Below are 17,243 nucleotides of genomic sequence, written 5' to 3' on the forward strand. Positions count from 1 at the left end.
CTCATGAGTGACGCAACAGCAGGACAGACAGGCGAGCGCATCGCGTTGCTGAAAGTGTTGGGACCGATTCACGTATGGGCGCTCGGCGTCGGCATCGTGCTCGTCGGCGAGTTCATGGGATGGAACTTTTCCGTCGCCAAAGGCGGTGCATATGGATCGCTGATCGCGTGCTGGATCATCGGCCTGCTCTATACGTGCGTCGCCATGATCGACTCGGAAGTGACGTCCACTGTCGCCGCGGCAGGTGGACAGTACACGCAGGCAAAGCACATCATCGGGCCCCTCATGGCGTTCAACGTGGGGCTCTATCTCGTGATGGCGTACACGATGCTCGAAGCCGCGGATGCGCTCGTGGTCGGCGATCTGATCAAGGCCGTGGCCGCCGACTCAGGCTACGCGAACTTCGACTCGCGCCCGTTCACGCTCGTGACGATCGCGTTTCTCGCGCTCCTCAACTATCGCGGCGTGTTTGTGACGCTCACGGTCAACTTCGTGATCACGGCCGTCGCATTCATCGCGATCGTCGTGCTGTTCCTGGGTGTCGCGCCCTGGCATCCGGGGCAAACGCTGATTCATCACGAACTGCTCACGCAGTTGCCCTATGGATGGCTCGGCGTCGTCGCCGCCTTGCAGTTCGGCATGTGGTATTACCTCGGTATCGAAGGCACCTGTCAGGCTGCTGAAGAGGTTCGCTCGGCGGGCCGCTCGATTCCACTCGGGACCATGTGCGGCATGATTACGCTGCTGATCGCGGCGGCCATGACCTGGTATGTCGCCACGGGACTCATGCCGTGGGAGTATCTGGGCCAGGCGGTGACCCCGCTCTACGACGCCGCGCGTCTGTCGGGCAGCAAGTCCTTGCAGACACTGCTGTTCGTGGGCACCCTGTTCTCGGCAGTCGCCTCCGCTAACGGCTGCATCAACGACGCGTCACGAGCGTGGTTCTCGATGTCGCGCGACCGCTATATGCCGATGTGGTTCGGCGCCGTGCATCCGCGCTATCGCACGCCTTACCGCGCGATCATCTTTCTCGTGCCGATCGCCATTTCGTTCGCGTTCACGGGCCTGCTCGACCAGGTGATCACGTTCTCGATTCTCTCCGGCCTGCTCGGTTACACGTTCATGTCGATCAATATCGTCAAGTTCCGCCGGCAGTGGCCGCTTGGCAGCATCAATCGCGGCTACATACATCCGTTCCATCCCATTCCCGCGATCGTGCTGGCGGTGCTGTGTACCGCCACTTACTTCGCGACTTATCTGGGCTATGGCGCTTCGCTGCTGTCGATCATGGCGTTCTATATCACGGCCTCGATCTGGTTCGCGCTGCATCGCTACAAGTACGTGAAGCGCGGCGATCAGTTCACGATGGACTGGCCGCGTCCGAAGAACTATTGATGCGGCCCGCGCCAACATGGAGCGCTTCGACATGCAATTGATGGGCATCGCACTGGCCGTTCTGTTTCTCGCCACGCTTGGCCTGATGTACTGGCGCGATCGCAACGCACTGCGAGCGGAGCGTGGCAAGCTGTTCGATGCGTGCCTCGCGCTCTTCGAGCAGCATCGGCTGACGCAGGACGCCGTCGCCTGGCCTGCGCTTGCCGGGCGCTATGGCGGGCATGAAGTGCGCATCGAGCCGCTCGTCGACGACGTCGCCTTTCGCAAGGTGCCGTCGCTCTGGCTGCTCGTCACGGTGAAACGCACATTGCCGATGACGGGCGCCGTCGATCTGCTCGCGCGCGCACAGAACACGGAATTCTATTCACCCGCCGACGGTTTGCCTGTGCGAGTCATGACTCCGCATGCGTGGCCTCGCCAAATGACGATCAAAGCCGACAGACCTGCAGCGGAACTTCCACTCGCCGTGCTGGACCCTCACGTGAAGCGGTTCTTTGCCGATCCGCGTGCGAAGGAGATGCTCGTCACGCGCCACGGCGTGAGAATGGTCTATCAGGCGCACGCTGCAGACCGTGGCGATTATCTGGTGCTACGCCGGGCCGTGTTTCGCGACGCACGGCTCCCCGCAGCGCTCGTCAAGTCGCTGCTGGACCAGGCCATGCACGTGTGTACCGATATGATGAAAGGAGGTGTCCATGGCCAAGCGTGAGGCCACACACAGCAGACGGCCGTTGCACCCTTATCTCGTGCTGGTGGCGGCAGTCCTTTTACCCGGCGCGGGCCAGGTGATCAACGGGATGCCAACGCGCGCGCTGATCATGATGTTCTTCATGCTGTCGTTAGGGTTTGTCACAATGCAGCTCGCCGCGCCCGAACGGTCTTTTGCTGGACGGCATGCTGGCGGGCTTTTTGTCTACGCCATCGCGGTGATGGACGCGTATTTCATCGCGAGATTCCGTTGGGAGATGTTTCGGAATCGCGCTGTTGCCTGATCGCCTGCATCACCTCTACCTCGCTCTCCGCCTGAATCCAATTGCTTCGTGAGGGGTAAATGTACTCCCTTCACGACAGCCCTACCTCACCGGTTATACCCCGTCGACAGGATTGAGCATTTGTCCCAGATCGGAAACGATCTTACCTACGGAGACAATGCTGCGTAGCTTCAATTCGTCCTGTTCGCGAATTCCCACGATGCGCACTCCCCTCCCATTCATACCGTCCATTTCACGGAGTGTCATATGGCAAATTCATGGCGCATCTCAGCACTCGCGGACCGTCATCGCGCGTTGGGCTCTCAACTGGAGGACTGGAACGGCATGGGCACCGCGTGGACCTACTCCACGGATCTCGCCGACCATCACGAAGCCATCCGCACCAGAGCGGGACTGATGGATGTCTCCGGCCTGAAAAAGGTTCACTACGTGGGCCCGCATGCCGAATCCCTGCTCGATTGGGCGACGACACGCGACATCGGCAAGCTCTACCCGGGCAAGTCCGCCTACGCCGCCATCCTCAACGAGGAAGGCAAGTTCGTCGATGACTGCATCGTGTACCGCACGGGTCCCAACGCGTTCATGGTCGTGCATGGCGCGGGTACAGGGTACGAACGCCTGGTGCGTTCCGCGCAAGGCCGTCAGGTCGCCGTGCTGTTCGACGATGACCTGCATGACCTGTCGTTGCAGGGACCGCGTGCCGTCGAGTTTCTGGCGGAACATGTGCCCGGCATACGCGATCTGCCCTACTTTCATCACGTGCAAACACGTCTTTTTGGCCGGCCCGTGATGATCTCGCGCACCGGCTATACGGGCGAGCGTGGCTACGAAATCTTCTGCAAGGCCGCCGATGCCCCGCTGATCTGGGACACCATCCTGCAAAAAGGCGCCGGGTTCGGCATCGTGCCGTGTGCGTTCCTTGCGTTGGACTGGTTGCGCGTCGAGAGTTATCTGCTCTTCTTCCCCTACGATAACTCCGAGATGTACCCATTCGCGGACGAAAAAGCGGGCGATACCTTGTGGGAACTGGGTCTCGACTTTACTGTTTCGCCCGGCAAGACCGAATTCTGTGGCGCGCGAGAGCATTTCCGGCTCGCCGGAAAAGAGCGCTTCCGGATCTACGGCGTCGATATCGCCGCCTCGCGACCTGCGGCTGCCGGTGACACCCTGTGGCACGACGGCGAACAGGTTGGCGTCATCACCTGCGGCATGTACTCGCGGCTCACTGGCCGTTCACTCGCCATTGCGCGCCTGAACGTCGCCCAGGCTCAGGAAGGCGTTGCGCTCGAGGTAAAAGGCAGTCTCGAAGCCCACGCGAGCGCGGCAGCGCTGCCCTTCGACGACCCCGACAAGAAAAAGCGCACGGCAGTTGGGTAAGCCGGTTGACAATAACCGTCATCCAGCCGCCCGCCGCAAACTGAATCTTCAAAACTAAAGAGCACTGCCGTGACGAAACGTCCGGTTCGTGCTCAAGGAGACGTAAATTGAGTGCAACCGAAGAAATTCACCGCCTGGAGGGACTGTCCGACGACGGCGTGCGGTCAACCCTCAAGCGTTCGCTGACGTGGAAGGACGCCTTCTGGGTAGCGAGCGGCTCGCCGGCCTTTGTTCTTTTTACGCTGGGCGCCATTGCCGCAACCGTCGGCCAGCCAGCGTGGATCATCTGGATCGCGTCCATCACCATCGGGTTCATTCAGTGCTTCACGTATGCAGAAATTTCCGGGCTCTTTCCACATAAATCGGGTGGCGCGTCAATCTATGGCGCGATTGCATGGGTCCGCTATTCGAAGTTTCTTGCGCCCGTCTCCGTGTGGTGCAACTGGTTTGCGTGGTCGCCCGTGCTCGCACTTGGTACGGGTCTCGGCGCAAGCTATGTTCTCTCGACGCTCTTCCCCGCCGACGCCGCGATCAACACGTGGTCATTTACCCTGCTGAAGCTCGACTTCATCAAGGAAGGCCTGAATCTTCGCATCAACTCGACGTTCATTCTGGGTGCAGCACTCCTGCTGCTGACATTCTTCGTTCAGCATCACGGCGCGGAACGCGCCGCCAAACTGCAAAAGTACATGGGCATTACCGCCCTGGTTCCGTTGACCGTGTTCGGCCTCGAACCGTTGATCACGGGCAGCGTACACATGAGCAACTGGTTTCCGCTGCTGCCGCTTGCGCATGACGCCAAGGGCAACGTCGTGCCGGGAACATGGAATACGGCTGGCGTGACGCTGATGATCGGCGGGCTCTTTGTGGCCGGCTGGTCGACTTATGGTTTCGAAACGGCCGTCTGCTATACGCGTGAATTCAAGAACCCTAAAACGGACACGTTCAAGGCGATCTTCTATTCCGGTTTGCTGTGCCTCGCGGTGTATATCCTCGTGCCGCTGTCATTCCAGGGCGCCATGGGACTGAAGGGCCTGCTCGCACCCGACATCTACGACGGCACGGGTGTCGCGGCGGCCATGGCGAGAATCATCGGCGGCGGCGCGACGATCTTCTACCTGATCGTGGTCATGCTCGTGTTCACACTCTTGCTGTCGGTGATGACGTCGATGATGGGCTCCTCCCGCACGCTGTATCAGGCATCCGTTGACGGCTGGCTGCCGCGCTACCTGTCGCACGTGAACGAACACGGCGCCCCGACACGCGCGATGTGGACCGACCTGTGCTTCAACCTGATTCTGCTGATGATGTCGGACAATGTCGCGGTGCTCGCCATGTCCAATGTCTGTTACTTCGGATTTGTTTTCCTGAACCTTCAGGCCGGCTGGATTCACCGGCTCGACCGTCCGAACTGGGCACGTCCGTTCAAATGCCCGAACTGGCTGCTGGCACTCGGCGCGCTGTGCGGGTTCATCGATCTGGTGTGCATTGGCGCAGGCGCAGATATCTGGGGGCCGGGCACGTTACGTAATGGTCTGGTGGCAATCGCGCTGATCATTCCCGTCTTCATCTTCCGGCACTATGTGCAGGACAAGGGCCGCTTCCCGGACGCGATGCTAGACGACATGGAACTGAAGTCCGACGACGGCGCGACGAAGCGGCGCGCCGGCTTGCTGCCCTATCTGACGCTCGTTGTCGCCGTGCTCGTGATCTGGCTGTCGCACCACTTCGCCGTGTTTCCGGCGTAATGGATGTCCCGTCCGGTGTCTACCTGTGAGGTCGTGCGTGAACAGAACCGAATATATAAGCAGAATCAAGGCGGCCTTCGAAGGCGAACTCTATGGGGAAGCATGGTTCGCCGCGATGGCCCGCGACGCAGTGGCCCCGGACAGACAGCGCAAGCTTGCCGTCATGGCACAGCTCGAATATCAGACGCGTATGCGCATGACGCCGCTGATCGCCCGTCTTGGCATCACGGGGATCGACGAAGCGGCTCAACGTGAAAAGGGAATCCGGCTTGCCCGGCAACACGCCGGGCAGCCGTGGCCTGCGTTCATCGCGTGGTTTATCGGGGAGATCGGGCGATTCGTTGCGCTCTACGACGAGATGGAACGCAACAGCACGGAAGAGGACGCCGCGATACTGACGGCACTGGCGCGTCATGAACGCGCGTTGCTCGAATTTGCCCGCCTTGAAGCGCAAGGCATGCCGGACCGCTCGCTCGAGCCCGTTCTCGCGCTGTTGGACGAGCGGGACTGTGCCAGTCACCTCTGAATGCAGCGCTCACTTGTCTGCGCCCGCCTCGCCACCGACTTCCCAGCCTGAAGCGGCCAGTACGTGATCCAGCACTTTCTTCGGGTCGATCGTGCCGTCGCCGATCGATGCGCAGCCCACACGGGTTGAAACCCGGAACTCGTGGCCCTCCACCCGAACGGGCGCCTCGATCAATCTCCGAAGATTGTCCCGGAGTTCGTCCAGCGCAGCGTCCGGGCTGGTCGTCATGCGCTGCGCCAATTGTTGCGCGTTGCCGCACCAGCCGAGCGCGTCCGCGCTGAAATCGACGACCAGCACCACGAACACGTGCGGGTCGAGCAGCGCTGCGCAGTTGAGTTGCCCTTGTGTCACCTCGAGCCGCCTGCCGAATTCGATCAGCACCCGATCGGCGTAGTCCTGGCCAAAGCGCGTCGCCACCTGTTCGAGTTCGCCTACGTTGATCGCGAAAATTGCACAGGGCAGCGCCGTTCGCAACGAAATGGCCGCGGAAAACTCCATCCGGTCGATGAGCATCGACACACTGGTGAGCCCCGTCGAGTGCTCGAACGTCAGGCGCCGGTTGGCGTTTTCTTCGACCATCTGCCTGCGCGCGACTTCGACGATGAACCCTTCCAGCCCCATCAGTTCGTCGCGAGCCGAATAGACGCCGCAGCCCTGATCCCAAACCCATTTGGTCTGGCCCGAGCGGTCCACGATCCGGTAAGTCAGCTCATACGGTTCGCGAGCCAGCACGCGAGCCCGCACTTCGTTCCAGACGAATTCGCGGTCGTCCGGGTGAATCAACGAGCGGAATGTGATCCGGCTTTCGTCGATCAGCTCGATCGCCTCATAGCCGGTCAGTTCAAAGCACCCTTCACTGACGAACTCCATCGACCAGTCGCGGTTGTTCTGGCCGCGATAGATCATCGCGCGCAGATTGGACAGCAGCGTGCGCAGGCTGCGCCGGCTTGCGCGCAGTGCATCTTCGTTGCGCCGCCGGTTCGAGATATCGGTCGCGAGACCGACGGCTCCGACCAGAACGCCTTCGTCATTGGTCACGGCGTGGCAGCGCAGTTCGACGTGCGCCGTCGTATTGTCGGCGCGGATGAGCCGCGCTTCCGTCACCAGTTCGCTCAGATGGCCATCGAGCAATACCTTCACGCGTGCGTTCAGTGTCTCAGCGTCTTCCGGGTGAAAATACGACGAGAACAGCTTGAGTTCCGCGTCGCTGCCAACGGCACGCACGAGACTGCGCCACGCGGGATTGGAAAAGACCAGACGCAACTCGCGGTCGACACGAAACAGCGCTTGAGGCAATTGCAGAACGGCTTCCTGGCAGTGCTGCAGGAGTTGCACTTCGCTACGCTGCGCGTCCGCGCTCAAATACGGAGCGGGAAACTGCAGCAGCGTCATGCGCGAACCGCGTGCGCGCAGCGCCGTGACGGGATGCAAACGAAAACTGCCGTCGCCATAGGCGATCCGCAGCGAGCCCGAGGTGCGCTCTTCACCATCGCGCGATTGCGTGAGTAACGCGGTCAGATCGAGCAACGATTGCGGATGCACGAGATTGCTGAACGGCATGCCGACAATTTCGTCTGCGTACGACTCCCAGTGGGCATGTTTGAGAAACGCGCTGTTGACGAACACGAGCGCGTCGTTATCGAGCAGCACGGCGGGCGTGGAGAGGTTGGCGGCAAAAGCGCCCAGTTCGGGCGACTGGGTTGCGCGCCTGGCGCGCGGCGCTGTACGTCGCGCGCCATATGCCATGACGAGTAGAAATGCCGCAAGCCCCCCTGCGAGCCCAATCGAGACATACAATAGATCACTGCTGCCGGGACTGTAGCCAAGTCTGGGAATCACCAGTGCGGCTACGGCAGCCAACAAGACCGTGGCGAACAGATAAACCGACATGACGTTCTCGCTTCGAAAAACAGGATCACTGATCGTAAGCGCTGCGCTCTACCACTTCACCCGCCCATGACTACCGACCAGTCCGCGACCGTTCACCGCTATCCGCTCTACGCGAAGGTCTGCTCGCTGCTCGCCTGCATCGTCGCCCTGATCGCGTTGCTCTACGTGAGCGCGTTCATGCAGAAGGGAGGATATGAAGGCTTCCGGCAGACTCTGTTCTCACTCGACGAAGCCGTGAGATTGCGCACCACGGCAGCGACGCTGCAGACACGCTCGCAAGACACGGCACATGCGCTGACTGAGCTGGCCGATTCACTTGTCCGCAACGATACGCTACTGAACGACTGGAGGCAACGCGGCGCGCCCACGCCGGAAATCGCGGCGCTGTTGCCGGCCTCGACAGTACCGGCTGCGCACGACACCGAGCCCGCCAAAACGCTCGCGGCACTCAAAGCACTGCGCGTCCAGATCGCGTACCAGGCCCAGGTGCATTCGGCCGTGCTCGGGTTGCTGCAGGCCTGTACGGCGTTCCTCTTGATCTTCGGCGTGGTGTCGCTTGCATGGGGCGCGCGCCGCGCGCTCGTCACGCGGCCGCACGCGGCCTTGCGGGCGCTGGCGGAAACCGGCCAGACCGTGCCGCAAGGCCGCGATGAAATAGACCGCCTGCTCAAGCTCCAGGCGCAGCTCGCCGTCCGGCTGCGTACCGAGCAGGATGAGTCGACGCAGCTCAAACGGATCGTCGAAGACTACATTGCCTTCGCCGACCAGTCGCTCGAACTGCTCCATCACATCTGCGCACAGCTTGCCGAAGAAGAGCCCTCGGGCCGCACGCTCGAGGCCCTGCTGCAACGTCTCGTCGGCGTCCTGCGGGTGAAGCGCATTGCGCTGGTGATGACGGAATCGACCGCGCAGCTGCTCGATGTCGATTCCGTCGTTTCCCCGAACGGCGATGTGCCGTCCATCGTGCGTACGCGCGTCACCAGTGAACTGATGACGCTCGTCGGCACCCACACGTTTTCGCCCCTTGATGGCGGCGAAGTCCCACCGCGTGTGCTGGCCGCGCCAGTGCGCGTGCCGCTCGCCACCTATGGCGTGCTCATCGCGGAAGGCGAGCCGGACACGCACTTCGAGCAGCGCCACCTGTATCTGCTGGAAACGATTGCCAGCGTGCTGGCGCATGCAATTTCGAACGTCAGCCGCGACGTGCGCGACCGGCGCATGGCGCTCTTCGAGGAACGCAACTCCATTGCGCGTGAACTGCATGACTCGCTCGCGCAATCGCTGTCTTACATGAAGATCCAACTTGCCCGCCTGCAAGCCGTCCTGCCGCCCGAACTCTCGCAGAGCGACATCGCCGAAATCGCAAAAGGCATTCGCGAAGGCATCGACAGCGCTTATCGGCAGCTACGCGAACTGCTCACCACGTTCCGCTCGCCGATGCATGCGCACGGCCTCGCCTCCACGCTCGAAGATCTCGCCGAAGAATTCGGTTCGCGCAGCGAGGTACAAATCTCGATTGACAACCGTGTGCCGCGCATGCGCCTGACGGTCAATGAAGAGATGCACGTCGCGCAGATCGTGCGTGAGGCGCTGACCAACGTGATCCGCCATGCGCGCGCCACGACGGCCCAGGTGCAACTGATGTCGGACGGCAACACGATGACCGTGTCGATCGACGACGACGGCCGTGGTATCGACCGCACCCAGGGCGATGAACATCACTACGGCCTCGCGATCATGCGGGAGCGCGCCCGCAGCCTCGGCGGACGGCTCGAATTGAAGCCGGCCGAACAGGGCTCACGTGTGGTATTGAACTTCGTGCCCGCCGCGCTGGCCGCTCATAAGGCACGCGGCGTCAGTGGCGCAACCAGTCGTTGAGCGGCTGCCTGGCTAGAACTTCTGCGACAAGCCGATTCGGGCGACCACCTGATTTCCCGACGAGGACAGGCCGTTCGAACCAATGATATGCGCGGCATCGAGATCCGTTCCCGTGCTTGCGTTGGTGTGTTGCCAAGCGCCCTGGACGTACACCGAGGTTCGCTTGCTGAGGCTGTAGTTCAGCATGAGCGCGACCTGATGCCAGTTCGGACTGTCGCTCCCCGCGTCCGATTCAAGCCGTCCATGCGTGAACGTGTAGGCGCCCGTCAGCGAGAGGTCCGGCATGAAGTAATACTGCCCGTTGATCTCGATGTTATCGAACTTCCACGACGTCCACGTCTGCGTGCCGATATTCGGCGCATACGCGTTTGCGGCGGGTGACGTCACGTCGACGTGCGAGTACGCGAGCGACACATTGGCGTTTTCGGAGAACGTCCACTTCACGCCGGCGTCGATATTCTGCTGCTTCGGTGCAACGAACACGGCGTCCGAGGAAACCGCCCCGTCCGCCGTGGTACCGACTCCGTTCAGATGCAGGTACGCGACAGCAAGCGATATCGGGCCAGCGCTATAAGTCAGCCCTGCGCTGTAGGCGCGGTTCGCGGAGAAGTTGGTCGTATTGCTGAAGCCGTACACGCCTTCCAGCTGAAAACCATACAGTGTCGGGGAGACGTACTTGACGGAGTTGCCAAGCCGGAAATCGTAATCCGCATTGTCATTGTCGAACGGATGGGCCGCCAGATCGCCGATCGAGTTTCCTGCGGCGGTGAAGGGGCTCCACATATCGACGGTTGCATCGTACTGCCGGCCGAGCGTGAGCGTGCCCGCGGGTGTCGACGACAGGCCAACGAATGCCTGTCTGCCGAACAGGCGGCCGCCCTGGTTAAGCTGACCGCTATTCAGATTGACGCCACTTTCGAGGGTAAAGATCGCGCTGAGTCCCCCGCCCAGATCTTCGCTGCCTTTCAGGCCAAAACTGGTTTCCGCCGTATCGCCGCTCACCATGGCGAACGCATGGTGTCCACCGGAATTGCTGGTGTAATTCAAGCCGTCATCCAGCACGCCATAGAGCGTGACGGAACTTTGCGCATAACTATTTCCACAAAGGCACAACGCCGCCCATGCGGCGCCGCGAAGCGCGGATTTCATTTGAGTCTCCTCTTGGGCAAACAGATAGCGGGACACCCGGCGTGCGGCTGTCCATGCGCGTACACATCGCGCCGTCAAAACGGCGCGATGTGCATCTCGATCAGACTGGGGAAGAACGACAGCGGACTACAGATACGGCTGAGAGATGGCGGGCAATTCGCCGGGCACTTCGGCATCCGCCTGTACACCCATGAACGCAGCAAGGCGCCGCGAAAAATGATCGCGCACGAGGAGTTGCCGCCCGCAACCGCAGCAGGCGACCACGTTCCGCGTGACGGGATCGTTGAACGCGTGGCAGTGAATGCAGTAGACGCGCCGCTGCAACGTGCCGCTGTGCTGCACCTGGACAGCTTCCGGCGCAAGCGCATGGTGCTGCGCGATGCGCCGGATCGACCAGATGAACGGCTCGCTGCCGAGCACGTAGATGCGCAAGCCGATCGTCGCCGTCGTCGTATCGCGCAGCGCCAGGTCGAACGCGGCGTAAAGTGCTGCGTCGTCGGCGAATGTGCGCTCCTTCACCCTGTGGAAGGTGATACCCGCACCGTGCCGTGTGGGGTCGTTCACCTCCCACATGCTCATCGGCGAGAGCCCGGCGAGCGCAAGGCTCACGCGCACGCGATCCTCGGCGCTCGCTCCGTTCGTCACGAGCCAGTGGCGCGTGCCGTGCAGGTCGGGCGCCAGCGGCCTGTATTCAGGCCGGCTTCTGTTGGTCGACGTCATGACTGTTCCATCCGTTGCGCAAGAGGTTTAGTAGATGGCGAGGCTATGCGTCACCACGATCACCACGATGCCCGCCGCCACGGTCACGTACGGCAAGATGCCCGCGCGCTTCGCCACGCGTTGTGAGCCGAGGAGTTGCATGTCCTCTTTCATCGCCTCGGGGAAATGCCCCTTGTCGGTCACGTAGTGGCGGAACAGGAACACGGGCACAATCAGCGCGGCGAAGCACAGTCCCGAGACGAGCGTGCCCGCGCCCCAGATATCCGCGCCCATGCCGAGCAGGGCGAGATTGACGAACGAGAACAGCGTACCGAGCGCGAGCAGCCAGTTCGGCGCACGGAACGGCCGGCTCCAGTCCGGGCGGTCCAGCCGGTGAATCCACGCGGAATTCAGGTTCAGGAAGTTGAAGATGATGTAGCCGACGTTCGACATCGCCAGCACGAACACATAGTCCGACATCAGCAGCAGGACCAGGTTGAAGCACAGGTCCGTCCACATGGCCCGCGTCGGCGCGCCGTGCTCGTTCACGTGCGACAGATACTTCGGCAACCAGCCATCGACGGATGCCTGGTACAGCGTGCGCGAAGACCCCGCCATCGACGTCATGATCGCCAGCACGAGCGCCAGCACCAGCATCACGATCAGCACGCGCTCGACCAGCAGGCCGCCGTGAATCATCGGCGCCATGGCTTTCGCGACGCCCATGCCGCTATAGATATCGGGCGAGAGCATGCCGTCATAGATAGCGGGCGTGACGATATTGCCGGCGGCATCCTTGACGGCGGGCGTCACCATATGACCGAGACCCAGCACGCCCTGAAACGCCAGCGGCACGATGGTAAACACGAAGATGCACAAGAGGCCTGAATACAGAATGGCCTTGAACGTATCGACTTTCGGATTGCGGAATTCACGCGTATAGCAGACGGCCGTTTCAAAGCCGTAGGTGGACCACGCTGCGATGAACAGCCCGCCCGCCATCAGCGTGATGCCCGCGCGATTCCAGCTGCCGTCGACGATCTGACCGGCGCTGTCCTTCGCAAACGGCACGAGCGGAAGCAGATTGTGCAGCGGCAGATCGCCGCTAATGAGCGGCACCGTGCCGACGAGGATCAGCGGAACCAGGGCGGCAATACCCAGTATCGTCTGGATTCGCGCGGCGTTCAGGATGCCCCGGTGCTGGATGGCGAAGGTGATGAGCAGCACCACCGCGCCGAGTATGAAGGTCGAGTTGATCCGCAGGCTCAGGCCCGAACGGAGCCAGTCGAGACTCACCAGCGTGATCTGCCAGGTATTGATCGCCGCATCAGCTGGAAACAGCACGGATAGGATATACCCCGCCGCGAGCCCTGAACCGATGGCCAGTACGGGCGACCACGCGAACCAGTTGCACCAGACGGAGAGCGGTGCGAACAGCTTCGAATAACGCACCCATGCAATCGCGCCATAGACCGAGGCGCCACCCGACTTGTGAGGGAACAGCCCGGCGATCTCCGCATACGAGAAAGACTGAATAAAGCCAAGGCCAATCGAGACGATCCATACCGCCCACGACAGCTTGCCGACCGTCGCCGCGATCGAGCCTATTGAAAAGAGCACGAGCGCGGGCACGCCGCTCGCCACCCAGAATGCACCCGTCCAGCTGATCTTTCGATGTAAGGTACCGTCCGCCGTTTCGGCGGCATAGTCTTCGGAGACCGCGCTCATAACTGTCTTCCTTTTGGGGTGGAATGCCGATTGTGGGAATCGTTCCGCGTGAATGCGCCCGGGCCGCGCCGTGGTGGCGCGAACGCGGGAAGGAAACACTGCAACAGCTTGTAGTTGAGTAAGACGTATAACCCCGTGACGCAGTACCCGCAGTACCTACACCAACTCCACCCCGAGACGGTCGACTTCGGGATGCGTGCCGCCCGACAATGCCGAGCCGTCGTCCAACGGTGCGAGCCAGTCGACGGCCGTCTGCCGGTAGCGTGTGATGCCCTTGTACTCCGCCAGTTCCGGCGGCAACGACGAGAGCACGCGATGCAGCCGCTTGCCCCACTTCGGCACGCGCGCCAGGTCGCCGAGCGCACCCAGATAGCAGCGCACGCCGAACAGAATCGCGTTACTGCGCGGAAGGCGGAACAGCGTTTGCAATTCCACGCGCAGATGAAGCTTGTCGCCGATGTTTTGCGGCGTCACGCTCGCCCGGTCCGGGCCCCATTCGGGGTAACTTTCGGGCGACGTATCGAGCCGCGGGTTGACCGTCATCGTCCAGTTCAACCGGCGTACGGGCGCGCCCAGTTGCATGCGCAACAGAAACTTGAGCGCGCGCTCGAAGATGCCCGCCTGATGCGCAAGCGGCACGGGGCCATGCCATTCGACGAAGTTCATCCCCAGGTCGAAATCGAGCGACCAGTCGGCCTGCGTCGTGACCATGCCGCCGTCCATGAACAGGTTGTCGTCACGCTGGTCGATCAGAACGAAATCGCCTTGCGCCTGGCGCGTGATGTACTCGAATGGCGCACAAGGCAACGTGCTGTCGTCACCGAATGTGAAGCTCTGTTCCAGCCCGAGCGGACGGTTCGTCCATTTCCATTGGTCGCCGTTGCGCTCCAGCGTGAAATGCCCGGGGTAGTCTTCGGCGAGACTTTCCATGATCAGTTCGAGCGTGTCCCATTGCGCCGGACCCATGTGATCGAGCACCTGACAGCGCAGCGGATCGCGTTCGAGCGTCAGCGCGCGTTCGCGGCATTCGGCGACATAGTGTTCGTCGATATCGAACGTACTCCGGAACACGGGCGAGTTGCCGTCCTTCACATGCGGCTCGATATTGACCGAGTACATGTACTTGTCCTCGGGAAACGGAAACGGAAAGCGCAGGATCGCTTCGTCGCTGTTCCGGAACGTGAAGGTATCGCGGAAGGTTTCGTCGGTCTTGAAATCGATTGCCATGATGCCCCCTTTGCCTAGATGTTCAGCACGAGACGCTCGCCCCGCGCGCGTGACACGCACGGCAGCATCTGGCCTCCCGTGGCCCGCTCGGTTTCGCCGAGGCAGAAATCCCGATGGTCCGGCTCGCCGTCGAGCACCTCCAGCGCGCACGTGCCGCATGCGCCGCCACGGCACATATAGGGCGCGTCGACGCCCTCGCGTTCCAGTGCCTCCAGCAAGCTCTCGTCGCTGCGTACGCGAATCTCGCGGCCGCTTTGCGCCAGCACGGCGATAAAAGGCTCGCCATGCGAACCGCCGCCGAAGCTCTCCTGGTGAAAATAGCTGGCGGGCCAGCCCAGTTCGCGCGCCGTGCGAGCCACGCCGTTCATCAGACCTTCGGGCCCGCAGGTATAGAGATGCGTGCCGGCCGGTTGCGCAGCGAGCATGTCGCCGAAGCGTTCCTTCGCATCGCACAAATCGGTGTAGACAGCGACGCCCCCCGTAGTGCGCTTCGCGATCACCTCCGTGAACGCCGCTTCGTCTTCCGGGCGGCAGCACAGGTACATCTCGACACGGGCGCGCGCCTGCGCCAGTTCGGGCAGCATCGACAGAAACGGTGTGAGACCGATGCCGCCTGCGATCATCACGTGCTTGGCGCCGCATCGTGCGATCGGAAAGAAATTCGACGGCATCGAGATGTCGAGTTCGCTGCCTTCATGCACTTCGCTGTGCATGAAGGCCGAGCCGCCGCGCGACTGAGGCACGCGCCGCACCATGATCTGATACGCGTCGCGTGTACCGGCGGGCGTCGTCAGCGAATAGGCGTTGCGCCAGATGCGCTCCTTGCCGCGCATCGTCACGACGACGTGACTGCCGGCCGAATACGCCGGAAGGCGGCTTTGATTGGCGCTTTCGAGCGTAAAGCGTCGCACGTCTTGCGTCACCGGCTCGACGTGCGTGACACGCACGGGGATCGTTCTCGATGCATTCATGCCGTCGACACCTCCATAGGTCCGGGTGGATGGATGCGGGTGGACGCGAGCGGCAAGCCATGCCGTGCCTTCGCGTCGTTGCATTCATGGAAGAAGCATCGGCCGGCAATAAACCGTTATCAATGATTCAGTGGGGGTAGTCCCTGCGCAGTAATGGTTGCCTCGCGCTACCCTGCCCGGCGCGTCAAATGCATCGCCGCGAAGTCCCGGCGCGTCGCTGCGCGAGTCGCGCCAGCATTGGGTTTCCCGCCTTCTTTACCAACCTCTTTCGGCAACGTTGCAGTCTCATATCGACGCTGCACACCCTCTTTTTCTGATTGCACCGGCGCATCCGGAGTAGCACGCACTACCCCCTGGGAGGTAGTGCCACCGGGCGATTGTGGGTCGAAATTGAACAGCAGAGACTTGCGGTCATCGATGCGGGCGTAGTCACGCCGTCCGATACCACCGCCTTCGCAACACGACACGCGTGCAGTCATCCCCAGAAACGGGTTCCACTTTCGGGAAAACATCATGACAAGGCAATCCATTCTCAACGTCCGTCATCGTGAGCTCGGCTCGAAGCTCGATGGCGATTCCTGGAACGACATGCCGATTCCCTGGTACTACTCGGGTGATCCGTATGACGACGTCGTCGCTGTGCGCACGGCAGCTGGCCTCTACGACATCAGCGCACTGAACATCGTGCGCGTGACGGGCCCCGATGCAGCCGCTGTGATCGACAGCATTTGCGCGATCGACGTGAGCCGCATGAAGCCCGGCACGGCCCGGCTCGCCGCCGAAGTCGACGAACGCGGCGGCCTCTGCGACGACCTGATGGTGATCTACGATGCTCCGCAGCATTTCCGGCTCTCGCATGGCGGCGGCACGACACAGACCCAGCTCGAACGCGCCGCGCACAAGCGCAACGTCGAATGGCGCCAGGATTTCGATGTCCATATGCTGTCGCTGCAAGGTCCGCGCTCGACGGACATCCTGCAGGCGCACATCGGCATCGACCTGAACAAGCTGCCTTATTTCGCGCACGTCGAAACCCAACTCTTCGGCCGCAAGATCATCGTCTCGCGCGGCGGCTACTCGGGTGAACAGGGCTTCGAAGTGTCGTGCGCGTCGACCGACGCCGTCGCGCTGTGGGACAACATTCTCGACGCAGGCAAGCCGTACGGCGCCGTGCCCGCGTCGTGGATGTCGCTCGAAATCGCGCGTATCGAAGCCGCCCTGCTCTTCTATCCGTTCGACATGCCCGAAGGCGACACCACGCCGTGGGAAGTCAATCTCGACTGGATGGTCGACCTCGACAAGGCGGGTGACTACACCGGCAAGGCAGCCCTGCTCGCGGCGCGCGGCAAGGAGCGCGTCAAGCAGGCGGGCGTCGTCGTCAAGCACGATGCGGCCGTGAGCGCCGGATCGCCGATCTATATCGGCGACGAGCAGGTGGGCGTCGTGACCAGCGCGATTTTCAGCCGCTATCTGATGCAGTCGCTGGCGATGGTGCATCTGAAGCCGAACCACACCGCGCTCGGCACGAAGCTCGAGATTCGCGATGCGGCGGGCAAGTTCAGCGGCGTGGTCAGCAAGACGCCGTTCTACGACCCGATGCGCCTGCGCACCCGCGTCGCCGCCTGACCCCGCAGCACCCACGATACGGCGGCGGAACGCCATA

Annotated in this window: 15 protein-coding genes; 8 read left to right on the forward strand and 7 right to left on the reverse strand. The window is 62.0% G+C overall.

Annotated features, from left to right (window positions below; translation table 11 throughout):
* Positions 1 to 3 precede the first annotated feature (3 nt).
* The 6 genes from C2L65_RS26015 to C2L65_RS26040 all read left to right on the forward strand — a co-directional run bounded on the left by C2L65_RS26015 (position 4) and on the right by C2L65_RS26040 (position 6,038).
* Positions 4 to 1,395, forward strand: coding sequence for an APC family permease (locus C2L65_RS26015; protein WP_007585690.1), 1,392 nt, complete (start codon positions 4 to 6; stop codon positions 1,393 to 1,395).
* Between the two features lie 31 nt (positions 1,396 to 1,426).
* A complete protein-coding gene (locus C2L65_RS26020; protein WP_233446544.1) occupies positions 1,427 to 2,104 on the forward strand; it encodes a hypothetical protein in 678 nt (225 codons plus the stop codon).
* Positions 2,091 to 2,387 carry a hypothetical protein gene (locus C2L65_RS26025; protein ID WP_042306465.1) on the forward strand — a complete coding sequence of 99 codons (297 nt, stop codon included), beginning with the start codon at positions 2,091 to 2,093 and terminating at the stop codon, positions 2,385 to 2,387. Before C2L65_RS26020 ends, C2L65_RS26025 begins: the two co-directional genes overlap by 14 nt.
* Positions 2,388 to 2,633: 246 nt before the next feature.
* Complete coding sequence (locus C2L65_RS26030; protein ID WP_042306466.1) at positions 2,634 to 3,764, forward strand: aminomethyl transferase family protein; 1,131 nt, start codon at positions 2,634 to 2,636, stop codon at positions 3,762 to 3,764.
* 107 nt (positions 3,765 to 3,871) lie between these two features.
* Positions 3,872 to 5,512 (forward strand): trimethylamine N-oxide permease, encoded by a 1,641-nt coding sequence (locus C2L65_RS26035; protein ID WP_042306467.1) that lies wholly within the window; start codon positions 3,872 to 3,874, stop codon positions 5,510 to 5,512.
* A 37-nt stretch (positions 5,513 to 5,549) separates the two neighbouring features.
* Complete coding sequence (locus C2L65_RS26040; protein ID WP_042306468.1) at positions 5,550 to 6,038, forward strand: hypothetical protein; 489 nt, start codon at positions 5,550 to 5,552, stop codon at positions 6,036 to 6,038.
* A 9-nt stretch (positions 6,039 to 6,047) separates the two neighbouring features.
* On the opposite strand, the gene C2L65_RS26045 is transcribed toward C2L65_RS26040, so the two are convergent.
* Positions 6,048 to 7,928, reverse strand: coding sequence for a sensor domain-containing diguanylate cyclase (locus tag C2L65_RS26045; RefSeq protein ID WP_042306469.1), 1,881 nt, complete (start codon positions 7,926 to 7,928; stop codon positions 6,048 to 6,050).
* A 66-nt stretch (positions 7,929 to 7,994) separates the two neighbouring features.
* On the opposite strand from C2L65_RS26045, the gene C2L65_RS26050 reads away from it, so the two are divergent.
* Complete coding sequence (locus C2L65_RS26050) at positions 7,995 to 9,806, forward strand: histidine kinase (RefSeq protein WP_042306470.1); 1,812 nt, start codon at positions 7,995 to 7,997, stop codon at positions 9,804 to 9,806.
* Between the two features lie 12 nt (positions 9,807 to 9,818).
* On the opposite strand, the gene C2L65_RS26055 is transcribed toward C2L65_RS26050, so the two are convergent.
* The 6 genes from C2L65_RS26055 to C2L65_RS45650 form a co-directional block, all read right to left on the reverse strand.
* A complete protein-coding gene (locus C2L65_RS26055) occupies positions 9,819 to 10,955 on the reverse strand; it encodes a porin (RefSeq protein WP_042306471.1) in 1,137 nt (378 codons plus the stop codon).
* Between the two features lie 126 nt (positions 10,956 to 11,081).
* Positions 11,082 to 11,675: a dimethylamine monooxygenase subunit DmmA family protein gene (locus C2L65_RS26060; RefSeq protein ID WP_042306472.1), complete on the reverse strand. Its 594-nt coding sequence runs from the start codon at positions 11,673 to 11,675 to the stop codon at positions 11,082 to 11,084.
* 27 nt (positions 11,676 to 11,702) lie between these two features.
* Positions 11,703 to 13,382: an APC family permease gene (locus C2L65_RS26065; RefSeq protein ID WP_042306473.1), complete on the reverse strand. Its 1,680-nt coding sequence runs from the start codon at positions 13,380 to 13,382 to the stop codon at positions 11,703 to 11,705.
* Positions 13,383 to 13,538: 156 nt separating this feature from the next.
* A complete protein-coding gene (locus tag C2L65_RS26070) occupies positions 13,539 to 14,609 on the reverse strand; it encodes a heme-dependent oxidative N-demethylase family protein (RefSeq protein WP_042306474.1) in 1,071 nt (356 codons plus the stop codon).
* 14 nt (positions 14,610 to 14,623) lie between these two features.
* Positions 14,624 to 15,580, reverse strand: coding sequence for a PDR/VanB family oxidoreductase (locus C2L65_RS26075; RefSeq protein WP_042306475.1), 957 nt, complete (start codon positions 15,578 to 15,580; stop codon positions 14,624 to 14,626).
* Between the two features lie 167 nt (positions 15,581 to 15,747).
* Positions 15,748 to 16,095 carry a hypothetical protein gene (locus tag C2L65_RS45650; protein ID WP_156132276.1) on the reverse strand — a complete coding sequence of 116 codons (348 nt, stop codon included), beginning with the start codon at positions 16,093 to 16,095 and terminating at the stop codon, positions 15,748 to 15,750.
* Between C2L65_RS45650 and C2L65_RS26080 the strand changes: the two genes are divergently transcribed.
* Positions 16,094 to 17,206, forward strand: a complete 1,113-nt coding sequence (locus C2L65_RS26080; RefSeq protein ID WP_042306476.1) for an aminomethyl transferase family protein — start codon at positions 16,094 to 16,096, stop codon at positions 17,204 to 17,206. The genes C2L65_RS45650 and C2L65_RS26080 overlap by 2 nt on opposite strands.
* Positions 17,207 to 17,243 lie beyond the last annotated feature (37 nt).

Source organism: Paraburkholderia terrae, assembly GCF_002902925.1.
GTDB lineage: Bacteria > Pseudomonadota > Gammaproteobacteria > Burkholderiales > Burkholderiaceae > Paraburkholderia > Paraburkholderia terrae.